Origin of the sequence: Citrobacter sp. Cf125, assembly GCF_030333935.1 — a bacterium.
GTDB classification, from domain to species: Bacteria; Pseudomonadota; Gammaproteobacteria; order Enterobacterales; family Enterobacteriaceae; genus Citrobacter; species Citrobacter freundii.
On the sequence record NZ_JAOWEY010000023.1, the window covers coordinates 438,947 to 464,645 of the forward strand.

Below are 25,699 nucleotides of genomic sequence, written 5' to 3' on the forward strand. Positions count from 1 at the left end.
AGCTTAAAAGGACACCCATTCATCCGTTTTAGCTGCCGCAGACGTTTTGCTGTCTGCTGAAGGGGAAGCAGTATTAGCAGCGGCGTATTGCACATCATTCGCTGAGAGGCGGAACTGTTGCACCGAGCGTTGCAGTTCCTCTGTTTGTCGTTCCAACGCCACGGCAGCGGCGGAGACTTGCTCTACCAATGCAGCGTTCTGTTGCGTTACGCTGTCCATCTGCGTGATCGCCACGCTCACCTGCGAGATGCCCTTATTCTGTTCTTCCGAGGCTGAGGCAATTTGCTTCATGATGACCGTCACTTCGGTGGCACCGCGCAGAATTGCCTCCATGGTTAATCCCGTTTCTTTAACCAGACGAGCCCCCTGGTCGACACGACGCGATGACTCGCCAATTAGCGTCTCAATCTCTTTCGCCGCTCCGGCGCTGCGACTGGCAAGGTTGCGTACTTCACCGGCAACGACGGCAAAACCGCGCCCCTGCTCGCCTGCCCTGGCAGCTTCAACTGCGGCGTTCAGCGCCAGAATATTGGTCTGGAAAGCAATACTATTAATAACTGACGTGATTTCCGCGATCTGTTTAGAGCTGGCGGCAATACCATCCATCGTCTCAACCACTTCTGAAACCAGCGTGCTGCCTTTACCTGCCGTTTCTGTGGCCGTATCGGCAAGCTGGCTGGCTTCACGCGCATTTTCAGCGTTCAGTTTTACCGTTGCGGTCAGTTGCTCCATGCTGGCAGCGGTCTCTTCCAGCGCCGCGGCCTGCTCTTCAGTACGTGAGGAGAGATCGTTATTACCGGTGGAAATTTCCGTCGCCCCTCGCCAGATGTTGTCACTACCTGAACGGATGGTACTGACGGCTTCGCGCAGGCTGTCCTGCATCGCGCACAGTAACGGCACCAGTTGACCCACACAGTTACGCCCAAAATCTTCAATGGGATGGCTGAGATCGCCCTGCGCAATCTGCTGGAACTGCTGGCGAATACGTCCCAGCGGTTTCACCATCATGGAAACAAGGTAGCGGTCGGTAAAGAAGAGGAGGGCAATCCCAAGGATCACGGCGGTGATAATTAACGTTCGGATGATAGACGTTTTGCCATCGACCATCACGCGGGTGGTATCAAGCCGCTCTCCTGCCGTGGCGTTAAAACGCTCGGCACTGGCGCCAAATTCACGGCTCAACGCTGGCGTAACGGTACTGGCATGTTCCGCAAAGGCCGTGAGCGTGCCCTGCTTTGCCAACTGCATTTGCGGGATCACGCCATTGTCCAGCAGCGCCTGCCACTTCGTCAGTACCGCCGCGGCAACTTCCGGATCCATGGGGCCTGGAGACAATGTTTTCATCTCCTGGAGTTTTTTACTCATATTCTCCAGGGACTGCTGCGCCGGCGCAAAATCAGGCGTTCCGCCGCTCATTTTGACATCCATGGCGCGACTTAAGCGCGTTACGAAGCGAAAGTACTGATCGTTACCCTGACTGAGAACCGTCATCTGATGGACAAGATGGCGGTCAATATCATTGCCTTCAGATATTTTTGATAACGAATGAAGACTGAATAAACCCACGCCCGACCAGAGCAGGCAGAAAAGTCCCAGTATTGCCAACATGACAATACGAATAGTGAAGTTTTTCAGCAAACGCATAATAATTTCCTTGCCGTTGATGAGGAATTCGCCATCAGGCGATACTTATCCTTGTTATCGGCAGGCAGTAGAGAAGATATAATGCGTTCTTTATTTTTTTACTTTCTTAAGTACATCCACTATCTCTCCACCCTATATCAATATGAATGCTAATGAAATTAGGTAGCATTATTATTCAGGTAATTAATTAAAAGCATTAAATAATCTATTGTTTTCTATCGCAAATATTTATCAAACCACGCAAGGGTACGTTCCCAGGCTAATTCAGCGGTAGCTTTATCATAACGAGGGGTAGAATCATTGTGAAAGCCATGATTAACACCGGGGTAGATATATGCTTCATAGACTTTCTTATTCGCCTTTAGCGCCGCTTCATATGCAGGCCATCCCTCATTAATTCGGGTATCTAATTGCGCATAGTGCAGTAATAAAGGCGCGCTTATTTTAGGGACATCTGATGCAGGAACCTGACGCCCATAAAAAGGCACCGCGCAGGCCAGTTCAGGGAAAGCCACAGCTGCGGCATTCGACACACCACCACCATAGCAAAATCCGGTGATACCTACCTTTCCCGTCGTCCCTGAATAATGCTGCATAAATTCAATGGCGGCAAAAAAGTCGTTCATTAACTTTACGGGGTCAACCTGCTGCTGCAATTCCCGACCTTTATCATCATTGCCTGGGTATCCCCCTACCGAACTTAACCCATCAGGCGCGAGTGCCATAAAGCCCGCCTTCGCCACCCGTCGCGCCACATCTTCAATATACGGATTCAGCCCACGATTCTCATGCACTACCACCACCGCCGGAACTTTCCGCGTCACCTTCGTTGGTTTAACCAAATACCCCCGCACATCACCATGACCTTCAGGCGAGGGATAGGTAATATATTCCGCCAGAATATCGGGATCGGTAAATTCTACCTGCATTGCGAGAGCGTAGTTGGGTTTCAATAAATTGAATAAGGCCAATGCCGTCATGCCACCCACTGCATATTTCGCTGCCATATTGAGAAACTCGCGTTTCGTTATTTTGCCATGAGCGTAATAGTCATAGTAGTCGAGCAGTTCTTGCGGAAAATCTTTGGCAGTCAAACGCGGCATCGTCGCACTCCTGATTGATGTTTTTTTAAGCAAAGCACAGTGACCTGTTTTTGCCCAGTTTTTCATCTCAGTGTGACCTGGTGAACGGGATATTCACCGTGAACCCGCTAGAATAGAAACGTTGTTTCGAAATTCACCTGCACTAAGGAGATCTCATGGCCTGGTTTGCCAATCCTGAACGTTACGAACAGATGCTCTATCGCTACTGTGGGCGCAGCGGTTTGCGCTTACCCGCTCTATCGCTGGGTTTATGGCACAGTTTTGGGCACGTTCAGGCGCTGGATTCACAGCGAGCCCTGTTGCGTAAAGCATTTGATTTAGGCATCACGCATTTTGATTTAGCCAATAACTATGGGCCGCCACCAGGCAGCGCAGAAGAGAATTTTGGCCGATTACTGCGCGAGGATTTTGCACACTATCGCGATGAACTGATTATCTCCACCAAGGCAGGCTATGACATGTGGCCAGGGCCATACGGTTCTGGCGGTTCGCGCAAATACCTGCTCGCCAGCCTCGATCAGAGCCTGAAACGCATGGGCCTCGACTATGTCGATATCTTCTACTCGCACCGCGTCGACGAAAATACGCCAATGGAAGAGACCGCCTCAGCCCTGGCCCACGCCGTACAGAGCGGCAAAGCGCTGTATGTCGGCATCTCATCCTATTCGCCAGAGCGTACGCAGAAAATGGCCGAGCTGATGCGGGAATGGAAAATTCCCCTGCTGATCCACCAACCGTCTTACAACCTGCTTAACCGCTGGGTAGACAGCAGCGGCCTGCTGGATACGCTGGAATCCAATGGCATGGGCTGCATCGCCTTTACGCCACTGGCTCAGGGACTGCTGACGGGGAAATACCTCAACGGCATTCCGGAAGGTTCACGCATGCAGCGTGAAGGGAAAAAAGTTCGTGGGCTGACGGAAAATATGCTGACGGAAGAGAATCTTAACAGCCTGCGGTTGCTCAATGAGATGGCGCAACAGCGTGGACAGTCGATGGCACAAATGGCCTTAAGCTGGCTGCTAAAAGACAACCGGGTGACTTCGGTATTAATTGGCGCCAGTCGACCGGAGCAACTGGAGGAAAACGTTCAGGCGTTGGCGAACCTGACGTTCAGCACCGAAGAACTGGCGCAGATCGATAAGCACGTCGCGGACGGTAAGCTGAACCTGTGGCAGGCCTCATCTGACAAATAGCCGTATGTAACATCGTGCCGGGTGACAGCGTTAGCCTCCCCGGCACGTAATACGGGCCAAACAGTCCCCTTCACACCTCTTCCGCTTTGATCTCCGGGCGTTGATACTCCGGCCACACCAGCGCGACAAGCGCGGGATAAGCCTCCAGACTGAACTCCCTGAAACACTGACGCAGGTTGAGCACGTCCAGGTCGGCATGCGGGACCTTCTCACCGCTCAAACAGCGCTTTTTAATATTGTCGTAATATTTATACACCGCAGAGTTGAGATCGCTACAACGCCGCTGCGCATCAAATAATCCAGGTGTCTCATTCAACTCCACCATTGTCATCCGCTTGATCGTGGAGTGGATAAAATCGATATATTCGTGATTAACGCGCCAATACCAGACCGGCGTAATCGAATTCATCAATACCGAGAAATGGTCCTCGCCTTCTTCTTTACTCAGCATTTCCGGCTGGTTTTCAGAGTGCCCATTTTCGGTATGTCGGTTTTTATTTGCACTGCGCATTAACAAAAGTACCCCGCAGGTCAGCAATAGCAGGGTAATAACAGAATAAAATATACTGTTCATATACTGGCTCCATTTTTTTTGATTTTAAAATTACGCCATGCTATTGTCAACGCGGCCTGGTTTATTTAAAACAACATATCATTGGCATCAAAGGATATTTCAACATGCTTCCCGAGCATCTTGTTCCCTCGCACTTTCACTTATCCAGCCCCGCTACCAATACCAATCCCGTAGATAATAGTGAAAATTTGACTCAGGGAAAGAGAACATTAAGCGATTACGAATCCGATATTTTGATTAGCTCAACGGCTACCGGTCAGTCACGAAATATGCTATTTGAAGAGTGCGACCGTCATTTAAAAGAGCGTCTGTTTCGTGCAGCAAAAATTGAGTCATTCTCTCGCCTGCTCAATTCACTACAAGCAGAAGGCGATATTAACGCACAAGAATTAAGTAAAATTTTGACTCAAAAAACAGCCATCATAAATGAACAGGGCAACAAAATTTGGCTTAATTTAATTACGCGTGAAACCAGCGACCCTATTTTTTATTATCTGGAAAAGAAATAAAATGAAAGATGTTGAGGATAACAATGTTTATTTGGCTTTAGATAACCATAAAAGCGATGAGTTTGTCTTAAAGCAAAATTTAGCCGTGTTGATTGCCAATAAAAACGCGACGCTGGAAAGCGTTGCTCAGGAGATAGTCTCTATTCCCGCTGCACTGGTGCGGATGAAATGGCAAAATCGGCGTGAAATTTACACGCTACAGGCTAAAGAAGAGATCTACGGTGCCGCGATCGAAGCCATTATGGAGCAGCAACCAGAACTGCGGGACAAAATCATGGCCCGACTGGAAAGCACCTACCAGCATATACTCGCACGGGAAACGGCCACCTTACGCCTGACACGAAAGCTGTCTGAAGGGAACTACGAACCCACCAGGATAACCACGGTCGCGTTAGACGAGAACAGATAAGAACAGGTATGCGAGAGAGTTGAATCAGGAGATGCACGCCGGGTAAGGCGGCAACCATTACCCGGCAATGAGGAGGATTACTTCGCTTTCACAGTCTCTTCGCCAACCAGACCAATCTTCAGGAAGCCCGCCTGATGCAGCGTATCCATAACCTTCATCATGGTCTCATAATCAACGGTTTTATCTGCCCGGAAGAAAATGGTGGTGTCTTTCTTCCCATCTGTCAGTGCATTTAACTCGCTAATCATGGTGTCATCCGTCACCTGATTGTTGCCAATAAACATACTTTTATCGGCTTTAACAGACAGGTAAACCGGCTTTTCCGGACGCGGCTGCGGCGTGCTGGTGGAGGCAGGAAGATTCACTTTCACATCCACCGTTGCCAACGGTGCGGCCACCATAAAAATGATCAATAAAACCAACATAACGTCGATAAACGGCGTCACGTTGATTTCATGCATTTCACCGTTATCGTCCAGGTTTTCATTAAAGCTCATTGCCATGGAACATTATCCTACACGTAATTTCTGCGCTGCACGTACCGGATGCGCGGATGCGCTTGCGTTCAGGTCCAGATCGCGACTTTGCAGTAACAGCACCTGTGCCGCGACGTCACCCAGCATCGCTTTATAGCTGCCAATCTGACGTGCGAAAATGTTGTAGATAACAACCGCTGGAATTGCTGCGACCAGACCAATTGCGGTCGCTAACAGCGCTTCTGCGATACCCGGCGCAACAACGGCCAGGTTGGTCGTTTGAGTTTGTGCAATCCCGATGAAGCTATTCATGATGCCCCATACGGTACCGAACAGACCGACGAATGGAGAGATAGCCCCGATGGTGGCCAGGTATCCGTTACCACGTCCCATATGACGACCTACCGCCGCCACACGACGCTCCAGACGGAAGCCGGTACGCTCTTTAATGCCTTCGTTATCGTCACTGCCTTCTGACAGTTCCAGCTCGTTTTGCGCTTCGTTAATCAACTGTGCGCCCAGGCTTTTGCCATCGAATCCTGCGGCAATCTCACTTGCCTGATCTAAAGAGCGGGCTTCCGCCAGCAGTTGCTGTTCACGCTTAAGGCGGCGTTTCTGAGTAAAGAACTCAAGGCTCTTACTAAAGAAGATAGCCCAGGTGACCACTGACGCCAAAATCAGCCCAATCATCACGCACTTAACCACGATATCGGCGTGCTGATACATACCCCAGACGGAAAGATCCGTCTGCATCAAATTATTACCCACTCTGTATCTCCAGGACGCAAATCACAAAATCTGAGCGTAATGATATCAAAAAGACGTCGAATTGATAGTCGTTCTCATTACTATTTACATATTGCCGCACCTTTGGTTTCTTTTCCTTGCGCTTACGCAGTAAAAAAGTCACCAGAAGCATTTTGAGATTATTTTCTACTGTATGACCGTTCTGCAGGATGCGTCATCTTTGATTCATGGTAGTTTAGACATCCAGACGTATAAAAACAGGTAAGACAACATGGCAGATAAGCAACTTGAAACCAAGCTCGTTCACGCAGGACGCAGTAAAAAATACACGCTGGGCTCGGTAAATAGCGTGATCCAGCGCGCTTCTTCGCTGGTGTTTGACACCGTGGAGGCCAAAAAGCAGGCCACACACAACCGTGCCAACGGTGCGCTTTTCTATGGACGTCGCGGAACCCTGACGCATTTCTCTCTGCAGGAAGCGATGTGCGAACTGGAAGGCGGCGCGGGTTGCGCCTTGTTCCCTTGCGGTGCGGCTGCCGTTGCCAACACCATCCTCGCTTTTGTGGAGCAAGGCGATCATGTGCTGATGACCAATACCGCCTATGAACCCAGTCAGGATTTCTGCACCAAAATTCTCGGCAAGCTTGGCGTGTCCACCGGCTGGTTCGATCCGCTGATTGGCGCCGATATTGTGAAGCACATGCAGCCGAACACCAAAGTCGTATTTCTGGAGTCGCCCGGTTCTGTCACCATGGAAGTGCATGATGTTCCGGCTATTGTTGCCGCAGTCAGAAGCGTAGCACCTGACGCAATCATCATGATTGATAACACCTGGGCTGCCGGGGTGCTGTTCAAAGCGCTGGATTTTGGTATCGATATTTCTATTCAGGCAGGCACCAAATATCTGATTGGCCATTCCGACGGCATGGTCGGAACGGCGGTATCTAATGCCCGCTGCTGGGATCAACTTCGCGAAAATGCGTATCTGATGGGGCAAATGCTGGACGCCGATACCGCCTATATGACCAGCCGTGGGCTGCGTACGCTGAGTGTACGCCTGCGTCAGCACCATGAAAGCAGCTTAAAGGTCGCCGAGTGGCTGGCCAGCCATCCGCAGGTCGCCCGTGTGAACCACCCGGCACTGCCCGGCAGTAAAGGGCATGAATTCTGGAAACGTGATTTCACCGGCAGCAGCGGCCTGTTCTCCTTTGTATTGAATAAGAAACTCAATAATGAGGAGCTGGCCGCGTATCTGGATCACTTCAGCCTGTTCAGCATGGCCTACTCCTGGGGCGGTTTTGAGTCGCTGATTCTCGCCAACCAGCCGGAACACATTGCGGCAATCCGTCCGCAAGGCGAGGTGGACTTCAGCGGAACGCTCATCCGTTTGCATATTGGTTTAGAGAATGTTGACGATCTGATTGCCGATTTGGCCGCAGGATTTGCCCGAATCGAGTAAAATTGCCACAGATGGACATATATGCAGACACTTCTGGTGGAAAAGTCTGCAATTGTTGCGTCCGGGATCAAGGCATCCCGGGCAATTCAGGAGTACAATCCACATATAAACGCTGTTCCACAGGAAAGTCCATGGTAGTCATTCAAGATATTGTCTCCGCGCTCTGGCAACACGATTTTGCCGCACTGGCGGATCCGCACGTTGTGAGCGTGGTGTACTTCGTCATGTTCGCCACACTGTTTTTAGAAAATGGCCTGCTGCCCGCCTCCTTTTTACCCGGAGACAGCCTGTTATTACTGGCAGGAGCGCTGATCGCTCAGGACGTGATGAGTTTTTTACCTACCATAGCTATTCTGACTGCCGCAGCCAGTCTGGGCTGCTGGCTGAGCTACATTCAGGGACGCTGGCTGGGCAACACGCGCACGGTGAAAGGCTGGCTGGCGCAATTACCTGAAAAATACCATCAACGCGCTACCTGCATGTTTGACCAACACGGGTTGATGGCGCTGCTTGCCGGGCGTTTCCTGGCGTTCGTCCGTACCTTGCTGCCAACGATGGCGGGCATTTCAGGGCTTCCTAACCGTCGGTTCCAGTTTTTTAACTGGCTGAGCGGACTGCTGTGGGTCACCGTCGTTACCAGTTTCGGCTATGCGCTGAGTATGATCCCGTTCGTCAAACGTCATGAAGATCAGGTGATGACCTTTTTAATGATCCTGCCAATTGCCCTGTTAACCGCAGGTCTGTTGGGAACGCTGTTCGTGGTGATTAAAAAAAAATACTGTAGCGCCTGAGTATTAGCCGTATGCCGGAGTCACTCCGGCATTTCATTGATGGCGCACAGCTAGCTTTAAAGCCGACAAGAAATCAACTCCCCTGCATCATACGAATTCTTGCCGCATCTTCCCCCGGCGTTACGCCAAAGAAACGTTTGAACTCCCGACTGAATTGCGATGCGCTCTCATAGCCGACGCGCATTGCAGCCGCACTGGCCTTCATTCCATCGTGGATCATCATCATCCGTGCTTTATGCAGGCGATAGCTCTTCAGATATTGCAGCGGCGAGGTACTGGTCACCGCTTTAAAATTATGATGAAACGCCGATACGCTCATGTTCGCCTCTGCCGCCAGCTGTTCTACATTGAGGTTTTCGGTGTATTTGGTTTCAATCCGCTTGAGTACCCGGCTTATCAAACTGAAATGCGTCTGGCGACTTACCAGCGCAAGTAACGCGCCACCACGCGGCCCTGTCAGCACATGGTAGAGGATTTCGCGAATGATCTGTTTCCCCAGAATACGCGCATCCAGCGGTCGCTCCATCACATCCAGCAGGCGCTCAGCAGCACAGAGAATTTCGTCTGAGAGCGTCGCAGAGTTAATCCCACTGGCAGCCATAGCGGGCTGGAACAGCTCGTCTTCCCCAATGTCCATCAACAGCTCCTGCAATTGCAGGATATCGACATTCAGGTAAATACCGGCCAGAGGAACCTCCGGCGTCGCATACGTTTCACATTCGAAGGGTAAAGGTACGGTTAGCAGCAGGTATTCGTTGGCGTCATAGCGAAATACGCGCTCATTAATGTAACCAATTTTATGTCCCGAAAAGAGAAATATGATGCCTGGCTGATACATGACTGGTGTACGCGCCGCCGGCTCCGTACCGTGTAGCAGGCGGACATCTGGCAGCAGTTCGTTAAGTTTATTTTCATTGTTTTTCAGATGCTTAATTTTATCTGTCAGCAGAAGGCAGATCTCATCACGGTTCATTGGGCACCATTTCATTATCGTTTTTCGACCCTGACATAATGCGCAGATTTATCCGTTTTCTCCAGCAGTCTGTAGAAATGGGCAAGACATCGGCAGAAATGAGCATTGAGAGCAGCGCGGCGGGCGACCACAATGTTCATCATCCGGCAGACACTCTCCTGCCCTCTTTTATTACCCACCAAAGGGAACGAGCAATGAACAACTTTAATCTCCATACCCCAACACGTATTTTGTTTGGTAAAGGCGCGATTGCTGAGCTGCGCGATCAAATTCCTCAGGACGCTCGCGTACTGGTTACTTACGGCGGCGGCAGCGTGAAAAAAACAGGTGTCCTGGCACAGGTTCAGGACGCGCTGAAAGGTCTGGACGTGCTGGAGTTTGGCGGTATCGAGCCAAACCCATCTTATGAAACGCTGATGAACGCGGTAAAAGTCGTGCGTGATGAGAAAGTGACGTTTCTGCTGGCAGTAGGCGGCGGCTCCGTGCTGGACGGCACCAAATTCATCGCGGCTGCTGCACAGTACGCTGACGGCATCGATCCATGGCGCATTCTGGAAACCCACGGCAACGACGTAACAAGTGCCATCCCGATGGGCTCCGTATTAACCCTGCCTGCAACCGGCTCTGAATCTAACTCCGGCGCGGTAATTTCGCGTAAAACCACCGGCGATAAACTGGCCTTTATGACCCCGTTTGTGCAGCCAGTATTTGCCGTACTGGATCCGGTTTACACCTACACCCTGCCGCCACGTCAGGTTGCAAACGGCGTCGTGGATGCGTTCGTTCATACCGTTGAGCAGTATGTGACTTATCCGGTCGACGGGAAAATTCAGGATCGCTTTGCCGAAGGCATTCTGCTCACACTGGTAGAAGAAGGTCCGAAAGCCTTGCAGGAGCCGGAAAACTACAACGTGCGTGCGAACGTCATGTGGGCGGCAACCCAGGCGCTGAACGGTCTGATTGGCGCAGGGGTACCGCAGGACTGGGCAACGCATATGCTGGGCCATGAGCTGACTGCAATGCACGGTCTGGATCATGCTCAAACACTGGCCATCGTTCTGCCTGCGCTGTGGAATGAAAAACGTGATACCAAGCGTGCCAAACTGCTGCAATACGCAGAGCGTATCTGGAATATCACCGAAGGAAGCGATGACCAGCGCATCGACGCCGCAATTGCCGCAACCCGCGCTTTCTTCGAACAAATGGGCGTACCGACTCGCCTCTCTGACTACGGTCTGGACGGTAGCTCCATCCCGGCGCTGCTGGAAAAACTGCAAGCGCATGGCGGTACGAAACTGGGCGAACATCAGGACATTACGCTTGAGGTCAGCCGTCGGATTTACGAAGCTGCCCGCTAAGGTTTTTTAACCTCCGCCTTTCGTTTTTGGGTATTTATACCAGACTTAAGTCACACCTATGTCACCGGAGTATGTTCCGGTGACAGTCATTAAGGGGAGGAATTATGACCACTCCAACCATTATCAAACTACAGGATGGTAACGTCATGCCGCAACTGGGCCTGGGGGTCTGGAAGGCAAGCAACGAAGAAGTCATCACTGCCATTCATAAAGCGCTGGAAGTGGGGTATCGCTCAATTGATACCGCGGCAGCGTACAAAAATGAAGAAGGTGTCGGCAAAGCAATACGTGACGCAGGCGTGCCACGGGAAGAGTTATTCATTACCACCAAGCTGTGGAATGATGACCAGAAACGCCCCCGGGAAGCCTTGCTCGAAAGCATGGAGAAACTCCAGCTTGATTACCTCGATCTGTACCTGATGCACTGGCCAGTTCCGGCGATCGACCACTACGTTGAAGCGTGGGAAAACATGATCGACCTGCAAAAAGAAGGGCTGATTAAGAGCATCGGCGTGTGCAACTTTCAGATCAACCATCTCCAGCGGCTGATGGATGAAACCGGCGTACCTCCGGTGATTAATCAGATAGAACTTCACCCGCTCATGCAGCAGCGCCAACTGCACGCCTGGAACGCCACACATAAAATCCAGACCGAATCCTGGAGCCCGCTGGCGCAGGGCGGCAAAGACGTCTTCGATCAAAAGATAATCCGTGACCTCGCAGAGAAATATGGCAAATCACCGGCGCAGATTGTCATCCGCTGGCATCTGGATAGCGGCCTGGTGGTGATTCCGAAATCGGTCACCCCTGCGCGTATCGCAGAAAACTTTAACGTCTGGGACTTCCGCCTGGATAAAGATGAATTAGGCGAAATCGCGAAACTCGATCAGGGCAAGCGTCTGGGGCCAGACCCGGACCAGTTCGGCGGTTAACCCCTTCCCTCCAGCCCGACACTCTCGTCGGGCCTTTACTGATTTGAAATATCAGGAAACAATTCACGCACATATATTGTTGTATTTCTTGCAGTCACTGGAGCAGCATTGCGCAACATAACCTGTTAATTATCAAATAAATATATTTATTTGATGAATGTATTCACCATATCCATAGGTGCGTAACCGTGACTGAGAAAAAAGGTAGCGGAGTCAAATGGCTCCCATTAATTCTTATAACATTCATTTCTGCCGGGCTGTGGCAACTTACCCCTCCATCCGGGTTAAGTGCGCCAGCCTGGCATTCGGCAATTATCTTCGTTGCGACGATTGCTTCTATCGTGGCAAAAGTTTTACCCATCGGCGCGGTCGGCATTATTGGGATTACGGTTTTTGCACTCGCCTATGCGGCCGGGGATAAAACCGCCAGCGGCGCTATCACCACAGCGCTAAGCGAACTGAACAGTTCACTTATCTGGCTTATCGTCGTGGCTTTTATGATTGCCCGCGGTTTTATCAAAACTGGCCTCGGACGACGCATTGCGCTGCAGATGATCCGTCTGCTCGGCAAGCGCACGCTGGGACTCGCCTATGGTCTGGCTTTTGCCGATCTGATCCTCTCCCCGGCAATGCCGAGTAATACAGCACGCTGCGGCGGCGTCATCTATCCGATTGCCGACTCTCTGGCACGCAGTTTCCATTCGAACCCGGAAGATGAGTCCCGCAGTAAAATCGGTACCTTTCTTATCACCTGCATTGGCAACGTCAACGACGTCACCGCCGCGCTCTTTATGACCGGTTATACCGGCAACCTGTTGGCGGTGAAGTTGGCGGCCAATGCGGGCGTCACGCTGACCTGGGGCAGCTGGTTTATGGCGGCGCTGCTGCCATGCCTTGTGTCCTTACTGCTGGTTCCACTGCTGGTCTACTGGATCGTGCGCCCGGAAATAAAGCACACGCCGGATGCCCCGAACCTGGCGCGCAAAGAGCTGGCGGAAATGGGCAGTATGTCTCGCGGCGAATGGCTGATGCTGGTTACCGTCGGCGTACTGCTGGTGCTGTGGATTTTTGGCGATACGTTAGGCGTCGACGCCACTACTGCCTCGTTCGTGGGACTGTCCATTTTATTGCTAAGCGGCGTTCTGAGCTGGGAAGATGTGAAAAGCGAGAAAGGCGCATGGGACACGCTGATTTGGTTTGCCGCGCTGCTGATGATGGCGAACCAGCTGAAAAAACTAGGTTTCACTACCTGGTTTGGCAATCTGATCGGCGATAGCCTGAGCAGTACTATGCACGGTACCAGTTGGGTGATCGTCCTGTTGCTGCTGAATGCCGCCTACTTCTATACCCACTACTTTTTTGCCAGCGGTAATGCACAGATTGCCGCGCTGTACGCCGTTTTCCTCGGCGTCGGACTGCATCTGAATATCCCCGCAGCCCCCACGGCGTTAATGCTGGCCTTCACCAGCAGTTTGTACTGCTCGCTCACCCAGTACACCCACGCTCGCGGTCCAATCCTGTTTGGTGCCGGGTACGTTCCAACGGGCGTCTGGTGGCGCACAGGATTTATCATTAGCTTGTTTAACCAGGCGGTGTTTATCACCGTAGGTCTGATGTGGTGGAAGGTGTTGGGTCTGTACTAAACTAACTGCGCCCTGACGAATCACCTTACCTGCGGAGAAAAGGAATGACCTGTATTTTCTGTCAAATTGTTGAAGGTAAAGCACCCTGCCATAAGGTCTGGGAAGACGAGCACCATCTGGCTTTTCTGTCGATTTTCCCGAACACCGACGGTTTTACCGTGGTGATCCCGAAAAAGCATTACCCCAGCTATGCCTTCGATATGCCGCCGCAGGCGTTGGCTGACCTGATGATGGCAACCCAAAAAGTGGCTAAGAAACTGGATAAGGCTTTCCCGGATGTCAGTCGTACGGGGATGTTCTTCGAAGGTTTCGGCGTAGACCATGTGCACAGCAAATTAAGCCCCATGCACGGCACTGGCGATCTAACTCACTGGAAACCGATTGAGTCGCGGCAGACCAAATTTTTCGAGCAATATGAAGGGTATCTGTCATCACACGATCATGAACGGGCGGATGATGCAAAACTGGCCGCATTAGCGGCCAGAATTCGTGAGGCATAAATACTGAGCACTTCTGCCGGATGGCGGTGCAAGCACCTTATCCGGCCTACAAAACTGTGCTGCTCGTAGGCCTGATAAGCATTTCACCACCGGGCAAAGCAAATTAACGTCCCGCTACTTTCCCGCGTTTTTTGTTTGCGGCAGGGGTCTGGCGCTGGTGCGCCACCGGGGTGTGCTTGGTCAACGCCGGGCGGGTATGACGGTTCTGGCGACGTGCTTCGCGCATCTCTTCCAGCGTAGGCGCCGGAACCAGACATTCACGACGACCGCCGATCAGATGCTTTTTACCCATGTCTTCCAGCGCCTGGCGGATTAACGGCCAGTTAGCTGGATCGTGGTAACGCAGCAGGGCTTTATGCAAACGGCGCTGCTTATCACCTTTCGGCACCACCACGTCTTCACTCTTATAACCAATTTTACCCAGCGGGTTTTTCCCGGTGTAATACATGGTTGTGGAGTTCGCCAGCGGCGATGGATAAAAGTTCTGCACCTGATCCAGACGGAAACGACGTTGTTTCAGCCACAGCGCCAGATTCACCATATCCTCGTCACGCGTACCCGGGTGCGCGGAGATGAAGTACGGGATCAGGTACTGCTCTTTACCCGCCTGTTTAGAGTAGGTATCGAACAACTCCTTAAAGCGATCGTAGCTGCCCATCCCCGGCTTCATCATCTTCGACAGCGGGCCTTCTTCAGTATGCTCTGGCGCAATCTTAAGATAGCCGCCAACGTGGTGGGTCGCCAGCTCTTTGATATAACGCGGATCTTCAACCGCGATGTCATAGCGCACACCGGAAGCTATGAGGATCTTTTTAATGCCTTTCAAATCACGCGCCCGGCGATAAAGGTTAATCGTCGGTTCGTGATTGGTGTCCATATGCGGACAGATATCCGGATAGACGCATGACAGACGACGGCAGGTCTGCTCCGCACGCGGTGACTTACAGCGCAGCATATACATGTTCGCCGTTGGGCCGCCGAGGTCGGAAATCACGCCGGTAAAACCTGGAACGGTGTCGCGAATGGCTTCGATTTCATTGATGATCGAATCTTCAGAGCGGCTCTGGATGATGCGGCCTTCGTGCTCGGTGATCGAACAGAACGAACAGCCGCCAAAGCAGCCACGCATAATGTTGATCGAGAAACGGATCATCTCATAGGCCGGAATGCGGCTGTCGCCATACGCCGGATGCGGCACGCGCTTGTACGGCAGCGCAAAGACGCTATCCATCTCTTCGGTAGAGAGCGGAATGGCTGGCGGGTTAATCCAGATGTAGCGATCGCCGTGCTTTTGCATCAGCGCACGCGCGCAGCCCGGGTTGGTTTCGTGGTGCAGGATACGCGACGCATGCGCATACAGCACTTTATCGCCCTTCACTTTTTCAAAGGACGGCAGCAGCACGTAGGTTTTTTCCCACGGTTTCGGACGCGGCGGCTGTACGGTTACCGCTTTCGCTTCCTGCTTTTTCGGTGCGACCGGTTTGTTGTCAGCACACGGCAGATCTTCGCCGTACGGATGCGGGATCGGATCAATCTTGCCCGGCGTGTCGAGACGCGTGGAATCCACGCCACTCCAGCCCGGCAGCGCTTCTTTAACCATAATCGCGGTGTTACGCACGTCGCGGATCTGATCGATGGTTTCGCCCATCGCCAGACGATGCGCCACTTCCACCAGCGGACGTTCGCCGTTGCCGAACATCAGCATGTCGGCTTTGGAATCCACCAGAACAGAGCGACGAACGGTATCAGACCAGTAGTCATAGTGCGCGGTACGGCGCAGGCTGGCCTCAATGCCGCCGAGAATAACCGGCACATCTTTCCATGCTTCTTTACAACGCTGGGTATAGACCAGCGTGGCGCGGTCCGGGCGTTTACCTGCTACGTTGTCTGGTGTGTAGGCATCGTCATGGCGCAGTCGGCGATCTGCGGTGTAACGGTTGATCATCGAGTCCATGTTGCCTGCGGTCACACCAAAGAACAGGTTCGGTTTACCCAAACGCATAAAATCGTCTTTGTTGTTCCACTCCGGCTGGGCGATAATCCCTACACGAAAGCCCTGCGCTTCCAGCATACGGCCGCATATTGCCATGCCAAAGCTCGGATGATCGACGTATGCATCGCCGGTAACCAGAATGATGTCGCAGCTATCCCAGCCTAGTTGGTCCATTTCGTCGCGTGACATCGGCAAAAACGGTGCCGGGCCAAAACAGGCAGCCCAGTACTGCGGCCAGGAGAAAAGGTCTCTGTCCGGCTGGATCAGGGATATTGCGCTCATAATGCTTCCAAAAATGGTAAAAAAATAATCAAAGGCCGGGGATTATACGCTGTATGTCGACAAGAAATGAAGTGGAGTCTGAACCAGGGCAGTAGAAAGTTATATAAATTGTTAAATTTTACGACGCTCATTTTTATCAATCATAATTAACACCATGCCGGCCAGCTGAGATAACTCTTTTTCGGCGGGGGATTTTTCATTGCGACTCAACGATTCACTGCATATTTCCCAGCTACGGGTTGTTGTTCACCTGTGTGGGTTTCTGGTTCTTCTCTACAGCTTTTCTATGCTGCCACCGATGACCATCGCTTTGTTAAACAAAGAGCGGAGCTTGTTCGCTTTTTTCAGCACATTTATGACTTTCTTCACCCTCGGCGGCGGGGCGTGGCTGGCAACCAAACATGCGGGTATTCAACTGCGAACACGGGATGGTTTCGTTATTATCGTCCTGTTCTGGCTGTTGTTTTCGTTTATCAGCGCGATGCCGATGTGGATGGACGATGGCTTAAACCTCTCCTTTGCGGATGCCCTGTTTGAAGGGGTTTCCGGGATTACCACCACGGGCGCAACGGTAATTGGCGACGTCAGCGCCATGCCGAAGTCGTATCTCTACTATCGGGCCCAGCTTAATTTTATTGGTGGCCTGGGTGTTATTGTCCTCGCCGTGGCGGTATTACCGCTTTTGGGTATCGGCGGCATGAAGCTGTATCAGTCTGAAATGCCGGGTCCCTTCAAAGAAGAACGACTCACTCCAAGGCTTGCCGATACTGCACGTACGCTGTGGCTGACCTATGTCATTCTGGGTCTAATCTGTACTCTGGCCTACTGGGCTGCCGGGATGTCGTTCTTCGATGCCTTATGCCACGGGCTGTCGACGGTTTCTCTCGGCGGATTTTCCACTCGCAGTGAAAGCATCGGCTTCTATAACAGCCATGCGATCGAGCTGGTCGCTGGGGTGTTTTCCCTGTTGTCTGCGTTTAACTTCACCCTCTGGTACGTGGCTATCGTGAAACGTACCTTCAAACCCTTTCGTCGTAATGCCGAACTGCGTTTCTTTTTGCTTATTGCGTTGGTTGTCACTCTGATCGCCACCTGGCAAGTTTGGCGGGCAGGCATGTACGGATTAACGGACAGCCTGGTGCATGCTTTTTTTCTGGCCAGTTCGATGCTGACAGATAATGGCCTGTCGACGGCGGATTACGCGCAGTGGCCTTCGCACACGATCTTCATGCTGCTCAGCGCCAGTTTCTTCGGCGGTTGTGTGGGATCGACCTGCGGGGGGATTAAGGTGCTGCGTTTTTTGATTATGTTCAAGCAGTGCCGTCAGGAGTTACACCAGCTCGCGCATCCCCGTGCCCTGCTGAACATTAAAGTGGGCAATAGCGTGGTAAGCGACCGGGTGGTGCGTTCGGTATGGAGCTTTTTCTTTCTCTACGTTTTGTTCACCAGCTTTTTTATCTGGGCGCTCAATCTGATGGGCTACGATCTCTTCTCCTCTTTTGCCACCGTCGCCGCCTGCATCAACAATATGGGGCTAGGATTTGGCGTCACCGCCACGACATTTGGCACCTTAAATGAGGAAGCAAAGCTACTGATGTGCGCGGCCATGATCATGGGGCGTCTGGAGATTTACCCCATTCTGATCCTGTTCTCGCGCATGTTCTGGCGGGCATAACGGAAATCCCGGCGCATTACGGCGCCGGGTTCACCAACATCTGTCCGATTGAGCCACGATCTGCCATTTCCAGCGTCTGGCTATTAAAGTAGAACGGGAAATGGGCCCAGGAAGGCTGTCCGTAATAAACCAGTAATTCAACCTGGCCGTCAACCCAGACGGTATCTTTCCAGCCTCTGTCTTCCGGGAACGGCATCGCGCCATTCACATTACGGATCAGGAACGAGACGCCTTCAATATGGAAGGACTGGGGCATATCCGCCCGCACCGTCCAGCGCTCCCAGGAGCCCTGCTGAGCGGTAATATCCATACGATTGACGTCCCACAGCTGACCGTTGATGCCAGGGTCATCGTCCAGGCTGATATCACGGCTGCGAATCGGCGAACCGCTGAGGATTTCCGTTGGCAGCAGGCGCATTGGCAGGCTGTCAGTCACCAGCGGCAGAAGCCCCGTTGGACGCAGGGTCAGCACCAGCGTGGAGATGAGAATACTGGAAGGCTCAAAGAACCCGCGGATCCTGTCGACAATACTGGCTGCCTCGCCACAGGTGATAGAGACCTCATTACCGTTCGTCATATCCACCAGGATCTCACGACGCTCGCCAGGCGCCAGCGAGAGCTGCTTCACCGAAACGGGTGCAGGTAAAAAACCCTGATCGCTGGAAATCACATGCAGTGCACGGCCATCGCTCATTTGCAGCTGGTAACGACGCGAGTTTGAAGCGTTCAGTAAACGCAAGCGCACCCAGCCGCGGGAGACTTCGACATACGGGCTTTGCGCCCCATTGACCAGCAGCGTATCACCGACAAAGCCACCGCTGCCGGGCTCGCTGTATTCCGGCGTGCCAAAGTTGTCCAGCCGCTTGTCCTGGATAATGACCGGAAAATCATCCACGCCATAGTGGTTGGGAATAGACAGTGATTTACTCACTTCATCTTCAACCAGCCACATCCCGGCAAGGCCGTTATAGACCTGCTGAGCAGTACGATTTGGCGTATTGGCGTGATACCACAACGTGGCGGCATTCTGGCGAATCGGTAGCACCGGCGCCCAGTCAGCATTCGGGGACATCATGCGCGCCGGGCCGCCCATCAGCGGGCCTGGTACCTGTAACCCGGCGACGGTCATCGAGACATTCTCAGTCAGACGGTTGCTGTAGATAAGCTTGACGTCATCCCCTTTCCAGACGCGAATTGTCGGTCCCAGGTAGCGGCCGTTAATTCCCCAGACAGGTGCGCGCGTGCCTTGTGTAAAGGACCAGTGCGCACGTTGCAGCGTCATAAATAGCGGCTGCCCCCGGCGGGATTCCAGCAGCGGAGGCACAGGTAACGGTTGTTGCTGACCGGCAGCATTAGCCTTCAGCGGAACAGCACCTGCACACAGTGCGATCCCCGATGCCTGAATGAACTGACGCCGACTGAATGACATATAAACTCCATAAAAAACTGGCTATTAACACGCAGGAAGTCATTTCCTGTAAAAAACCCGAATTGCGCGGATTAAACCTTACCGGCGGCTTCCCGCTCAGCAACTTCTTTATCGAGCTCTGCGATTTTTTGTTCCATCAACGTGCGGCAATGTGCTGCCAGTTCACGAACCTGATCTTTGCCAAAGTGGCTAATATCCACCGGCGGCAACATCTCGACAATCGCCAGACCATTATTGAGTCTGTTTAATTTTATCTTGTTCGAGGTTGTGGAAACGCACACCGGAATGACCGGGACACCAGCAGCAATCGCTGCATGGAACGCGCCGGTTTTAAACGGAAGCAGACCGCGACCGCGGCTACGCGTTCCTTCCGGGAACATCCAGATAGAAATGCGGCGTTTTTTGAAATGATTCACCACGGCAGCAATGGTGCTGTGCGCTTTTGCGCGGTTATTTCTGTCAATCAGCAGGTTACCGGTTAACCAGTACAGCTGCCCGAAGAAAGGGATCCACAGCAGGCTTTTTTTACCTACCGTCACCGTCGGCGGTTGAACGATATTCGCAGCAGTAACCATGTCATAGTTGTTCTGATGGTTACAAATATAGATAGCATTACCATAGTTCTGCGCGTCTGCCGGCATGCGGCACTCGACCTTCAGACCATAAAGGGGAGCCAGGCGGCCAAACATATGACCGAACGTTGCGACGTGTTTTGGATTTCGCGGGCTGAACAGACAGTATATGCAACCGAAAATACAGACCAGAACGCAGTAAATAACAGTAATAATTAAACGAAAAATATATAGCATAACAACCTCTAAGGCCTAAGAGCCTGGCATTTTACGTCACCTGATTCATCACGCGGTATCAGGTTAGGGCTTTGTTAAGGGCGGCTCTCTGGAAAAGCGTATTGTTAATCGCAACGCACGAATAAACAACGGTTTCACGGGAATTTTTAACGTTGGCTCTCCCTGGGCTTTAACAGGGAGAGCCGGACGGTAGCGTTATTCTTCGCTGTCGCCGTGACTGGCGCGTCGAGGCGAGTCAATCTCAATGCTGTCGATACGCTGCAGACCACGCATTAGCGTGCCGCGACGGCCACGCTCGCCGGTCACTTTCTGCAACTCTTCGGGACGCAGTTTGATTTTGCGCTTACCGACGTGGATAGTCAGCGTGCTCTGCGGCGGCAGCACGTAAAGTTGCGCCAGACCATCCTCGCCTTTCGCCGCTTCCGCTGAAGGGATATTAATGATCTTGTTCCCTTTGCCTTTCGACAACTGCGGTAAATCGCTCACCGGGAACATCAACATGCGACCAGCCTGAGTAATCGCCAGCAGCATATCGGTTTCATCTTCAATCACCACCGGCTGCATGACGCGCGCATTCTCTGGCAGCGTAATCAATGCCTTACCTGCACGGTTACGTGCTACCAGGTCATTGAAGGTGCAGACAAAACCATAGCCCGCATCCGATGCCATCAGCAGTTTCTGATCATCGCCTTCCATCAGCATGTGCTCAACCGTCGCGCCCGGCGGCAGAGTGAGCTTCCCGGTCAGCGGTTCACCCTGACCGCGCGCCGACGGCAGCGTAATCGGATCGATGGCATAGCTGCGGCCGGTCGAGTCCACGAACACCACCGGCTGATTGCTCTTACCCTTCACTGCCGACTTAAAGCTGTCGCCCGCTTTATAGCTTAATCCCGGCGCATCGATGTCGTGGCCTTTCGCACTTCGCACCCAGCCACTCTGGGACAGCACAATGGTCACCGGCTCAGACGGCAGCATGTCGTGCTCGCTCATCGCCTTCGCTTCTTCGCGCTCCTGCAGCGGAGAACGACGATCGTCGCCATAGGCCTCAGCGTCAGCCTGCAGTTCTTTCTTCAGCAGGTTATTCATTTTACGTTCAGATGCCAGAATGGCCTGCAACTGATCGCGCTCTTTCGCCAGTTCATCCTGCTCGCCGCGGATTTTCATCTCTTCGAGTTTGGCAAGATGGCGCAATTTCAGCTCAAGGATGGCTTCAGCCTGGGTTTCAGAAATACCAAACCGCGACATCAGCTCTGGCTTAGGTTCATCTTCATGACGAATAATTTCGATTACTTCGTCAATATTGAGGAACGCCACCAGCAAGCCTTCAAGAATGTGCAGGCGCTTGAGCACTTTTTCCAGACGATAATTCAGGCGGCGGCGCACGGTATCGCGGCGGAACGCCAGCCATTCGGTGAGGATCTCCAGCAGGTTTTTCACCGCCGGACGACCATCAAGACCGATCATGTTCAGGTTGATGCGGTAACTTTTTTCCAGATCGGTGGTGGCAAACAGGTGGTTCATCACCTGCTCCATATCCACGCGATTGGAGCGCGGGACAATCACCAGACGAGTCGGGTTTTCGTGATCCGATTCGTCGCGCAGGTCGTCTACCATCGGCAGCTTTTTATTGCGCATTTGAGCAGCGATCTGCTCCAGCACTTTTGCCCCGGAAACCTGATGTGGCAGCGCGGAAATCACCACCGCGCCGTCTTCTTTCGTCCATACCGCACGCATACGTACGGAGCCGCGTCCGTTTTCGTAAATCTTACGAATCTCCGCGCGCGAGGTAATGATCTCCGCTTCGGTCGGGTAATCCGGCCCCTGCACGATATCCAGCAACTGATCCAGCGTCGTTTTCGGCTGCTCAATCAGAGTAATCGCTGCTTTTGCCACTTCACGCAGGTTGTGCGGCGGAATGTCCGTTGCCATACCAACGGCAATACCGGTCGTACCGTTGAGCAGAATATTTGGCAGACGCGCAGGCAGCATCTTCGGCTCCTGCATGGTGCCGTCGAAGTTAGGCACCCAGTCCGACGTGCCCTGACCAAGCTCACCCAGCAGGACTTCCGCATATTTAGACAGGCGGGATTCGGTATAACGCATCGCCGCGAAGGATTTCGGATCGTCCGGTGCCCCCCAGTTCCCCTGCCCGTCAACCAGCGGATAACGGTAAGAGAACGGCTGCGCCATCAGCACCATCGCTTCATAGCAGGCGCTGTCGCCGTGCGGATGGTATTTACCCAGCACGTCACCGACGGTACGGGCGGATTTTTTAAATTTGGCGCTGGCATTCAGCCCCAGTTCGGACATCGCGTACACGATGCGACGCTGAACGGGTTTCAAACCATCGCCAATAAACGGCAACGCCCTATCCATGATGACGTACATGGAATAGTTCAGATAGGCGTTTTCCGTGAATTCATGCAGCGCCAGGCGCTCTGCCATATCGCTCATTAATCGTGGTTCCTCAACTTTGTACCCCTCTATTGAAGGGCAATATTGCCGCAGATACTACCCTATCTGGCGTGTTGAGTCACAAAGAAAAGGGCCGCGAATGCGGCCCTGATGGGGATTACTTAGCAACTTTGGTAATCTGTTTCACGTCGATTTCAACGGAGTTCCAGTCTTTATCCACTTCACCCTGGATTTCAACCACATCCTGCGGTGTGACGGTTACGCCGTTCCAGCGCTTGTGGTCGATATCCACATTCACTGTGCCGGTCGCATCTTTAAACACATACAGGTCGTCGGAAATACGCTCAACGATGTTCCCGCGCAGGGTAACCCAGGTGTCATCACGCAGTGATTTGGCGCTTTCTACTGTCGTGCTGCTACCGTTAGGGCCGACAAATCCGCCGTTTTGGCTCTGCGTAGTGGTTGTCGTTGGCCCAGAGAAGCCGCCCTGCTGAGCTGCCAGAACAGGTGCGGAACACAGTGCCATTACGGCAACCATTGCAGCTAATTTTTTCATCGTCATGTCTCCCTTTCATGTTGGTTTACGACTATTAAATAAGTTAATCCTTAACAAGTTCTTAAGGCAAAAAAAGATACTTTTTTTACTGTACAGAGACTGTAGCCACAGGTTTACTGACTGCAAATGAGTTATCGCAGGGAAGAACATATGCGTATTTTACTGATCGAAGATGACACGTTGATTGGCGATGGCCTGAAAACAGGTCTGAGTAAAATGGGTTTCAGCATTGACTGGTTTACCGAAGGCCGCCAGGGGAAAGAAGCACTCTACAGCGCACCTTATGATGCGGTAATCCTCGACCTGACACTGCCAGGCATAGACGGACGGGACATTTTGCGCGAATGGCGAGCTAACGGGAAGCAGGAGCCGGTACTGATTCTGACCGCTCGCGACGCGCTGGCGGAACGCGTTGAAGGCCTGCGCCTGGGCGCAGATGACTATCTGTGTAAACCCTTTGCGCTAATCGAAGTTGCTGCCAGACTGGAGGCGCTGGTGCGTCGTGCCAGCGGCCAGGCCAGCAACACATTGCGCCATGGCCAGGTAACGCTCGATCCTGGCGCATTGGTCGCCACGGCGGCGGGTGAACCTTTGTCACTCAAACCTAAAGAGTTCGCGCTGCTGGAACTGCTGATGCGCAACAAAGGTCGCGTCCTGCCCCGCAAACTGATTGAAGAAAAACTGTATACCTGGGACGAAAATGTCTCCAGCAATGCGGTTGAGGTCCACGTTCATCACTTACGCCGTAAGCTCGGCAGCGACTTTATCCGTACCGTGCATGGCATTGGCTACACCCTGGGTGACGCATGAAACTCACACAACGCCTCAGCCTGCGCGTCAGGCTAACGCTTATTTTTCTGATTCTGGCATCAGCCACCTGGGCCGTATCCAGTTTTGTGGCCTGGAGGCAGACTACCGATAATGTCGATGAGCTGTTTGATACCCAGCTGATGCTGTTCGCCAAGCGGCTTAGCACGCTGGATATCAGCGATGTCACCACCTCAAGCAATATGGCCCGCACGCCAAAGAAACTGAAGCATGGCCATATTGATGACGACGCACTGGCGTTTGCCATCTACTCCACCGACGGCAAAATGGTGCTACACGATGGCGATAATGGCCAGGATATTCCCTACAGCTACAGCCGGGAAGGGTTTAGCGACGGCCAACTCAGGGGCGACAGCGATTCCTGGCGCTTCCTGTGGCTGAATTCCGCTGATGGGAAATATCGCATTGTGGTGGGCCAGGAGTGGGAATATCGGGAGGATATGGCGCTGTCGATCCTTACTGCACAATTAACCCCATGGCTGGTTGCGCTGCCGCTGATGTTGCTGATCCTGGTGGTCATGCTGAGTCGCGAACTCAGGCCGCTAAAAAAACTGGCGCAAGCTCTGCGCTGGCGCGCCCCGGAATCAGAAGAGCCGCTCGACTCGAAAGGTGTGCCAAGCGAAGTGCGCCCGCTGGTTGAATCGCTAAATCAGCTGTTTACCCGCATCCACTCAATGATGGTGCGTGAACGCCGCTTCACTTCTGATGCCGCCCATGAGCTGCGCAGTCCGTTGACCGCGCTGAAGGTGCAAACCGAAGTGGTGCAACTGTCAGACGACGACCCGCAAACGCGGGAAAAAGCGCTGGCGCAGCTACATGCGGGAATTGAACGCGCCACCCGACTGGTCGATCAGCTCCTGACGCTTTCGCGCCTCGACTCCCTCGATAATCTTCAGGATGTGGCGGAAATTTCATTGGAGGAGCTACTGCAATCCGCGGTGATGGATATCTACCACCCGGCCCAGCAGGCGCACATTGACGTACGTTTGCAGATTAACGCACACAATATTATGCGCACAGGACAGCCGCTGTTGCTGAGCCTGATGGTACGAAATCTGCTGGATAATGCCATTCGCTACAGTCCGCAGGGGAGTATTGTGGAAGTGACGCTCAACGCCCGCAATTTCAGCGTCAAAGATAATGGTCCTGGCGTTGCGCCGGAGGTACTTACACACATCGGTGAACGTTTTTATCGTCCACCAGGACAAAGCGTGACCGGCAGCGGTCTCGGCCTGTCAATTGTCCGCCGTATCGCAACATTGCATGGAATGTCAGCCTCGTTTGGCAACGCTTCGGAAGGTGGCTTTGAAGCTAAGGTCAGTTGGTAACTGCATTATTATTGCTCAAATAGCAAAAGACTTTGCACATTTTGCTAATTTCACCGCACCGCTGGTGGGG

The 25,699-nt window shown here is 52.6% G+C and carries 23 protein-coding genes; 12 read left to right on the forward strand and 11 right to left on the reverse strand.

All coding sequences use genetic code 11. The annotated features are described in order from the left end of the window. Window positions 1-3: 3 nt before the first annotated feature. Both OGV89_RS12515 and yghX read right to left on the reverse strand, forming a co-directional pair. Window positions 4-1,644, reverse strand: a complete 1,641-nt coding sequence (locus OGV89_RS12515; RefSeq protein WP_119174546.1) for a methyl-accepting chemotaxis protein — start codon at window positions 1,642-1,644, stop codon at window positions 4-6. A 215-nt stretch (window positions 1,645-1,859) separates the two neighbouring features. Then, window positions 1,860-2,747, reverse strand: coding sequence for a YghX family hydrolase (gene yghX, locus OGV89_RS12520; protein WP_032937394.1), 888 nt, complete (start codon window positions 2,745-2,747; stop codon window positions 1,860-1,862). 155 nt (window positions 2,748-2,902) lie between these two features. On the opposite strand from yghX, the gene OGV89_RS12525 reads away from it, so the two are divergent. After that, entirely contained in the window at window positions 2,903-3,943 is a 1,041-nt protein-coding gene (locus OGV89_RS12525; protein WP_003024497.1) for an aldo/keto reductase, read from the forward strand. A gap of 70 nt (window positions 3,944-4,013) precedes the next feature. Here OGV89_RS12525 and OGV89_RS12530 read toward each other — a convergent pair whose 3' ends face one another. Beyond that, on the reverse strand, window positions 4,014-4,517 hold the full coding sequence (locus OGV89_RS12530; RefSeq protein WP_044713736.1) for an ESA_00282 family adhesion-associated protein: 504 nt from the start codon (window positions 4,515-4,517) through the stop codon (window positions 4,014-4,016). A 104-nt stretch (window positions 4,518-4,621) separates the two neighbouring features. Here OGV89_RS12530 and OGV89_RS12535 point away from each other — a divergent pair, with 104 nt between their 5' ends. Both OGV89_RS12535 and OGV89_RS12540 read left to right on the forward strand, forming a co-directional pair. Then, the gene (locus OGV89_RS12535) at window positions 4,622-5,026 is read left to right on the forward strand and encodes a hypothetical protein (protein ID WP_286558704.1); all 405 of its coding nucleotides are present in this window, start codon (window positions 4,622-4,624) and stop codon (window positions 5,024-5,026) included. A 1-nt stretch (window position 5,027) separates the two neighbouring features. Then, window positions 5,028-5,435, forward strand: a complete 408-nt coding sequence (locus OGV89_RS12540) for a hypothetical protein (RefSeq protein ID WP_003838178.1) — start codon at window positions 5,028-5,030, stop codon at window positions 5,433-5,435. A 77-nt stretch (window positions 5,436-5,512) separates the two neighbouring features. On the opposite strand, the gene exbD is transcribed toward OGV89_RS12540, so the two are convergent. Beyond that, window positions 5,513-5,938, reverse strand: a complete 426-nt coding sequence (gene exbD, locus OGV89_RS12545) for a TonB system transport protein ExbD (protein WP_003024505.1) — start codon at window positions 5,936-5,938, stop codon at window positions 5,513-5,515. A gap of 6 nt (window positions 5,939-5,944) precedes the next feature. Beyond that, on the reverse strand, window positions 5,945-6,679 hold the full coding sequence (exbB, locus tag OGV89_RS12550; protein WP_003024507.1) for a tol-pal system-associated acyl-CoA thioesterase: 735 nt from the start codon (window positions 6,677-6,679) through the stop codon (window positions 5,945-5,947). A gap of 250 nt (window positions 6,680-6,929) precedes the next feature. Between exbB and metC the strand changes: the two genes are divergently transcribed. Both metC and yghB read left to right on the forward strand, forming a co-directional pair. Beyond that, on the forward strand, window positions 6,930-8,117 hold the full coding sequence (metC, locus tag OGV89_RS12555) for a cystathionine beta-lyase (protein ID WP_003024509.1): 1,188 nt from the start codon (window positions 6,930-6,932) through the stop codon (window positions 8,115-8,117). A gap of 131 nt (window positions 8,118-8,248) precedes the next feature. After that, window positions 8,249-8,908 carry a DedA family general envelope maintenance protein YghB gene (gene yghB / locus OGV89_RS12560; RefSeq protein WP_003024510.1) on the forward strand — a complete coding sequence of 220 codons (660 nt, stop codon included), beginning with the start codon at window positions 8,249-8,251 and terminating at the stop codon, window positions 8,906-8,908. Window positions 8,909-8,981: 73 nt separating this feature from the next. On the opposite strand, the gene OGV89_RS12565 is transcribed toward yghB, so the two are convergent. Then, complete coding sequence (locus tag OGV89_RS12565) at window positions 8,982-9,881, reverse strand: AraC family transcriptional regulator (protein ID WP_003024513.1); 900 nt, start codon at window positions 9,879-9,881, stop codon at window positions 8,982-8,984. Between the two features lie 194 nt (window positions 9,882-10,075). Here OGV89_RS12565 and yqhD point away from each other — a divergent pair, with 194 nt between their 5' ends. The 4 genes from yqhD to OGV89_RS12585 all read left to right on the forward strand — a co-directional run bounded on the left by yqhD (window position 10,076) and on the right by OGV89_RS12585 (window position 14,314). After that, window positions 10,076-11,239 carry an alcohol dehydrogenase gene (gene yqhD, locus OGV89_RS12570; protein WP_057102146.1) on the forward strand — a complete coding sequence of 388 codons (1,164 nt, stop codon included), beginning with the start codon at window positions 10,076-10,078 and terminating at the stop codon, window positions 11,237-11,239. Window positions 11,240-11,343: 104 nt separating this feature from the next. Continuing rightward, window positions 11,344-12,171 (forward strand): 2,5-didehydrogluconate reductase DkgA, encoded by an 828-nt coding sequence (gene dkgA, locus OGV89_RS12575; protein WP_003024520.1) that lies wholly within the window; start codon window positions 11,344-11,346, stop codon window positions 12,169-12,171. A 188-nt stretch (window positions 12,172-12,359) separates the two neighbouring features. Next, on the forward strand, window positions 12,360-13,814 hold the full coding sequence (locus OGV89_RS12580) for a DASS family sodium-coupled anion symporter (protein WP_016150982.1): 1,455 nt from the start codon (window positions 12,360-12,362) through the stop codon (window positions 13,812-13,814). A 44-nt stretch (window positions 13,815-13,858) separates the two neighbouring features. After that, complete coding sequence (locus OGV89_RS12585; protein ID WP_003024529.1) at window positions 13,859-14,314, forward strand: HIT family protein; 456 nt, start codon at window positions 13,859-13,861, stop codon at window positions 14,312-14,314. 103 nt (window positions 14,315-14,417) lie between these two features. Here OGV89_RS12585 and OGV89_RS12590 read toward each other — a convergent pair whose 3' ends face one another. Continuing rightward, window positions 14,418-16,589 carry a YgiQ family radical SAM protein gene (locus OGV89_RS12590; RefSeq protein WP_003024532.1) on the reverse strand — a complete coding sequence of 724 codons (2,172 nt, stop codon included), beginning with the start codon at window positions 16,587-16,589 and terminating at the stop codon, window positions 14,418-14,420. Window positions 16,590-16,788: 199 nt separating this feature from the next. Between OGV89_RS12590 and OGV89_RS12595 the strand changes: the two genes are divergently transcribed. Further along, window positions 16,789-18,264 (forward strand): TrkH family potassium uptake protein, encoded by a 1,476-nt coding sequence (locus OGV89_RS12595; RefSeq protein WP_016150983.1) that lies wholly within the window; start codon window positions 16,789-16,791, stop codon window positions 18,262-18,264. 16 nt (window positions 18,265-18,280) lie between these two features. Here OGV89_RS12595 and ftsP read toward each other — a convergent pair whose 3' ends face one another. The 4 genes from ftsP to OGV89_RS12615 all read right to left on the reverse strand — a co-directional run bounded on the left by ftsP (window position 18,281) and on the right by OGV89_RS12615 (window position 23,473). Next, window positions 18,281-19,693, reverse strand: a complete 1,413-nt coding sequence (gene ftsP / locus OGV89_RS12600; protein WP_003024538.1) for a cell division protein FtsP — start codon at window positions 19,691-19,693, stop codon at window positions 18,281-18,283. A 71-nt stretch (window positions 19,694-19,764) separates the two neighbouring features. Then, window positions 19,765-20,502 carry a 1-acylglycerol-3-phosphate O-acyltransferase gene (gene plsC / locus OGV89_RS12605; protein ID WP_003024540.1) on the reverse strand — a complete coding sequence of 246 codons (738 nt, stop codon included), beginning with the start codon at window positions 20,500-20,502 and terminating at the stop codon, window positions 19,765-19,767. 195 nt (window positions 20,503-20,697) lie between these two features. After that, window positions 20,698-22,956: a DNA topoisomerase IV subunit A gene (gene parC / locus OGV89_RS12610; RefSeq protein WP_003024543.1), complete on the reverse strand. Its 2,259-nt coding sequence runs from the start codon at window positions 22,954-22,956 to the stop codon at window positions 20,698-20,700. 118 nt (window positions 22,957-23,074) lie between these two features. Then, window positions 23,075-23,473: a YgiW/YdeI family stress tolerance OB fold protein gene (locus OGV89_RS12615; protein WP_003024544.1), complete on the reverse strand. Its 399-nt coding sequence runs from the start codon at window positions 23,471-23,473 to the stop codon at window positions 23,075-23,077. 150 nt (window positions 23,474-23,623) lie between these two features. Between OGV89_RS12615 and qseB the strand changes: the two genes are divergently transcribed. Next, entirely contained in the window at window positions 23,624-24,283 is a 660-nt protein-coding gene (qseB, locus tag OGV89_RS12620) for a quorum sensing response regulator transcription factor QseB (protein ID WP_003024547.1), read from the forward strand. Further along, the gene (gene qseC, locus OGV89_RS12625) at window positions 24,280-25,629 is read left to right on the forward strand and encodes a quorum sensing histidine kinase QseC (RefSeq protein ID WP_003846328.1); all 1,350 of its coding nucleotides are present in this window, start codon (window positions 24,280-24,282) and stop codon (window positions 25,627-25,629) included. The genes qseB and qseC overlap by 4 nt, the downstream gene beginning before the upstream one ends. Window positions 25,630-25,699: the final 70 nt, after the last annotated feature.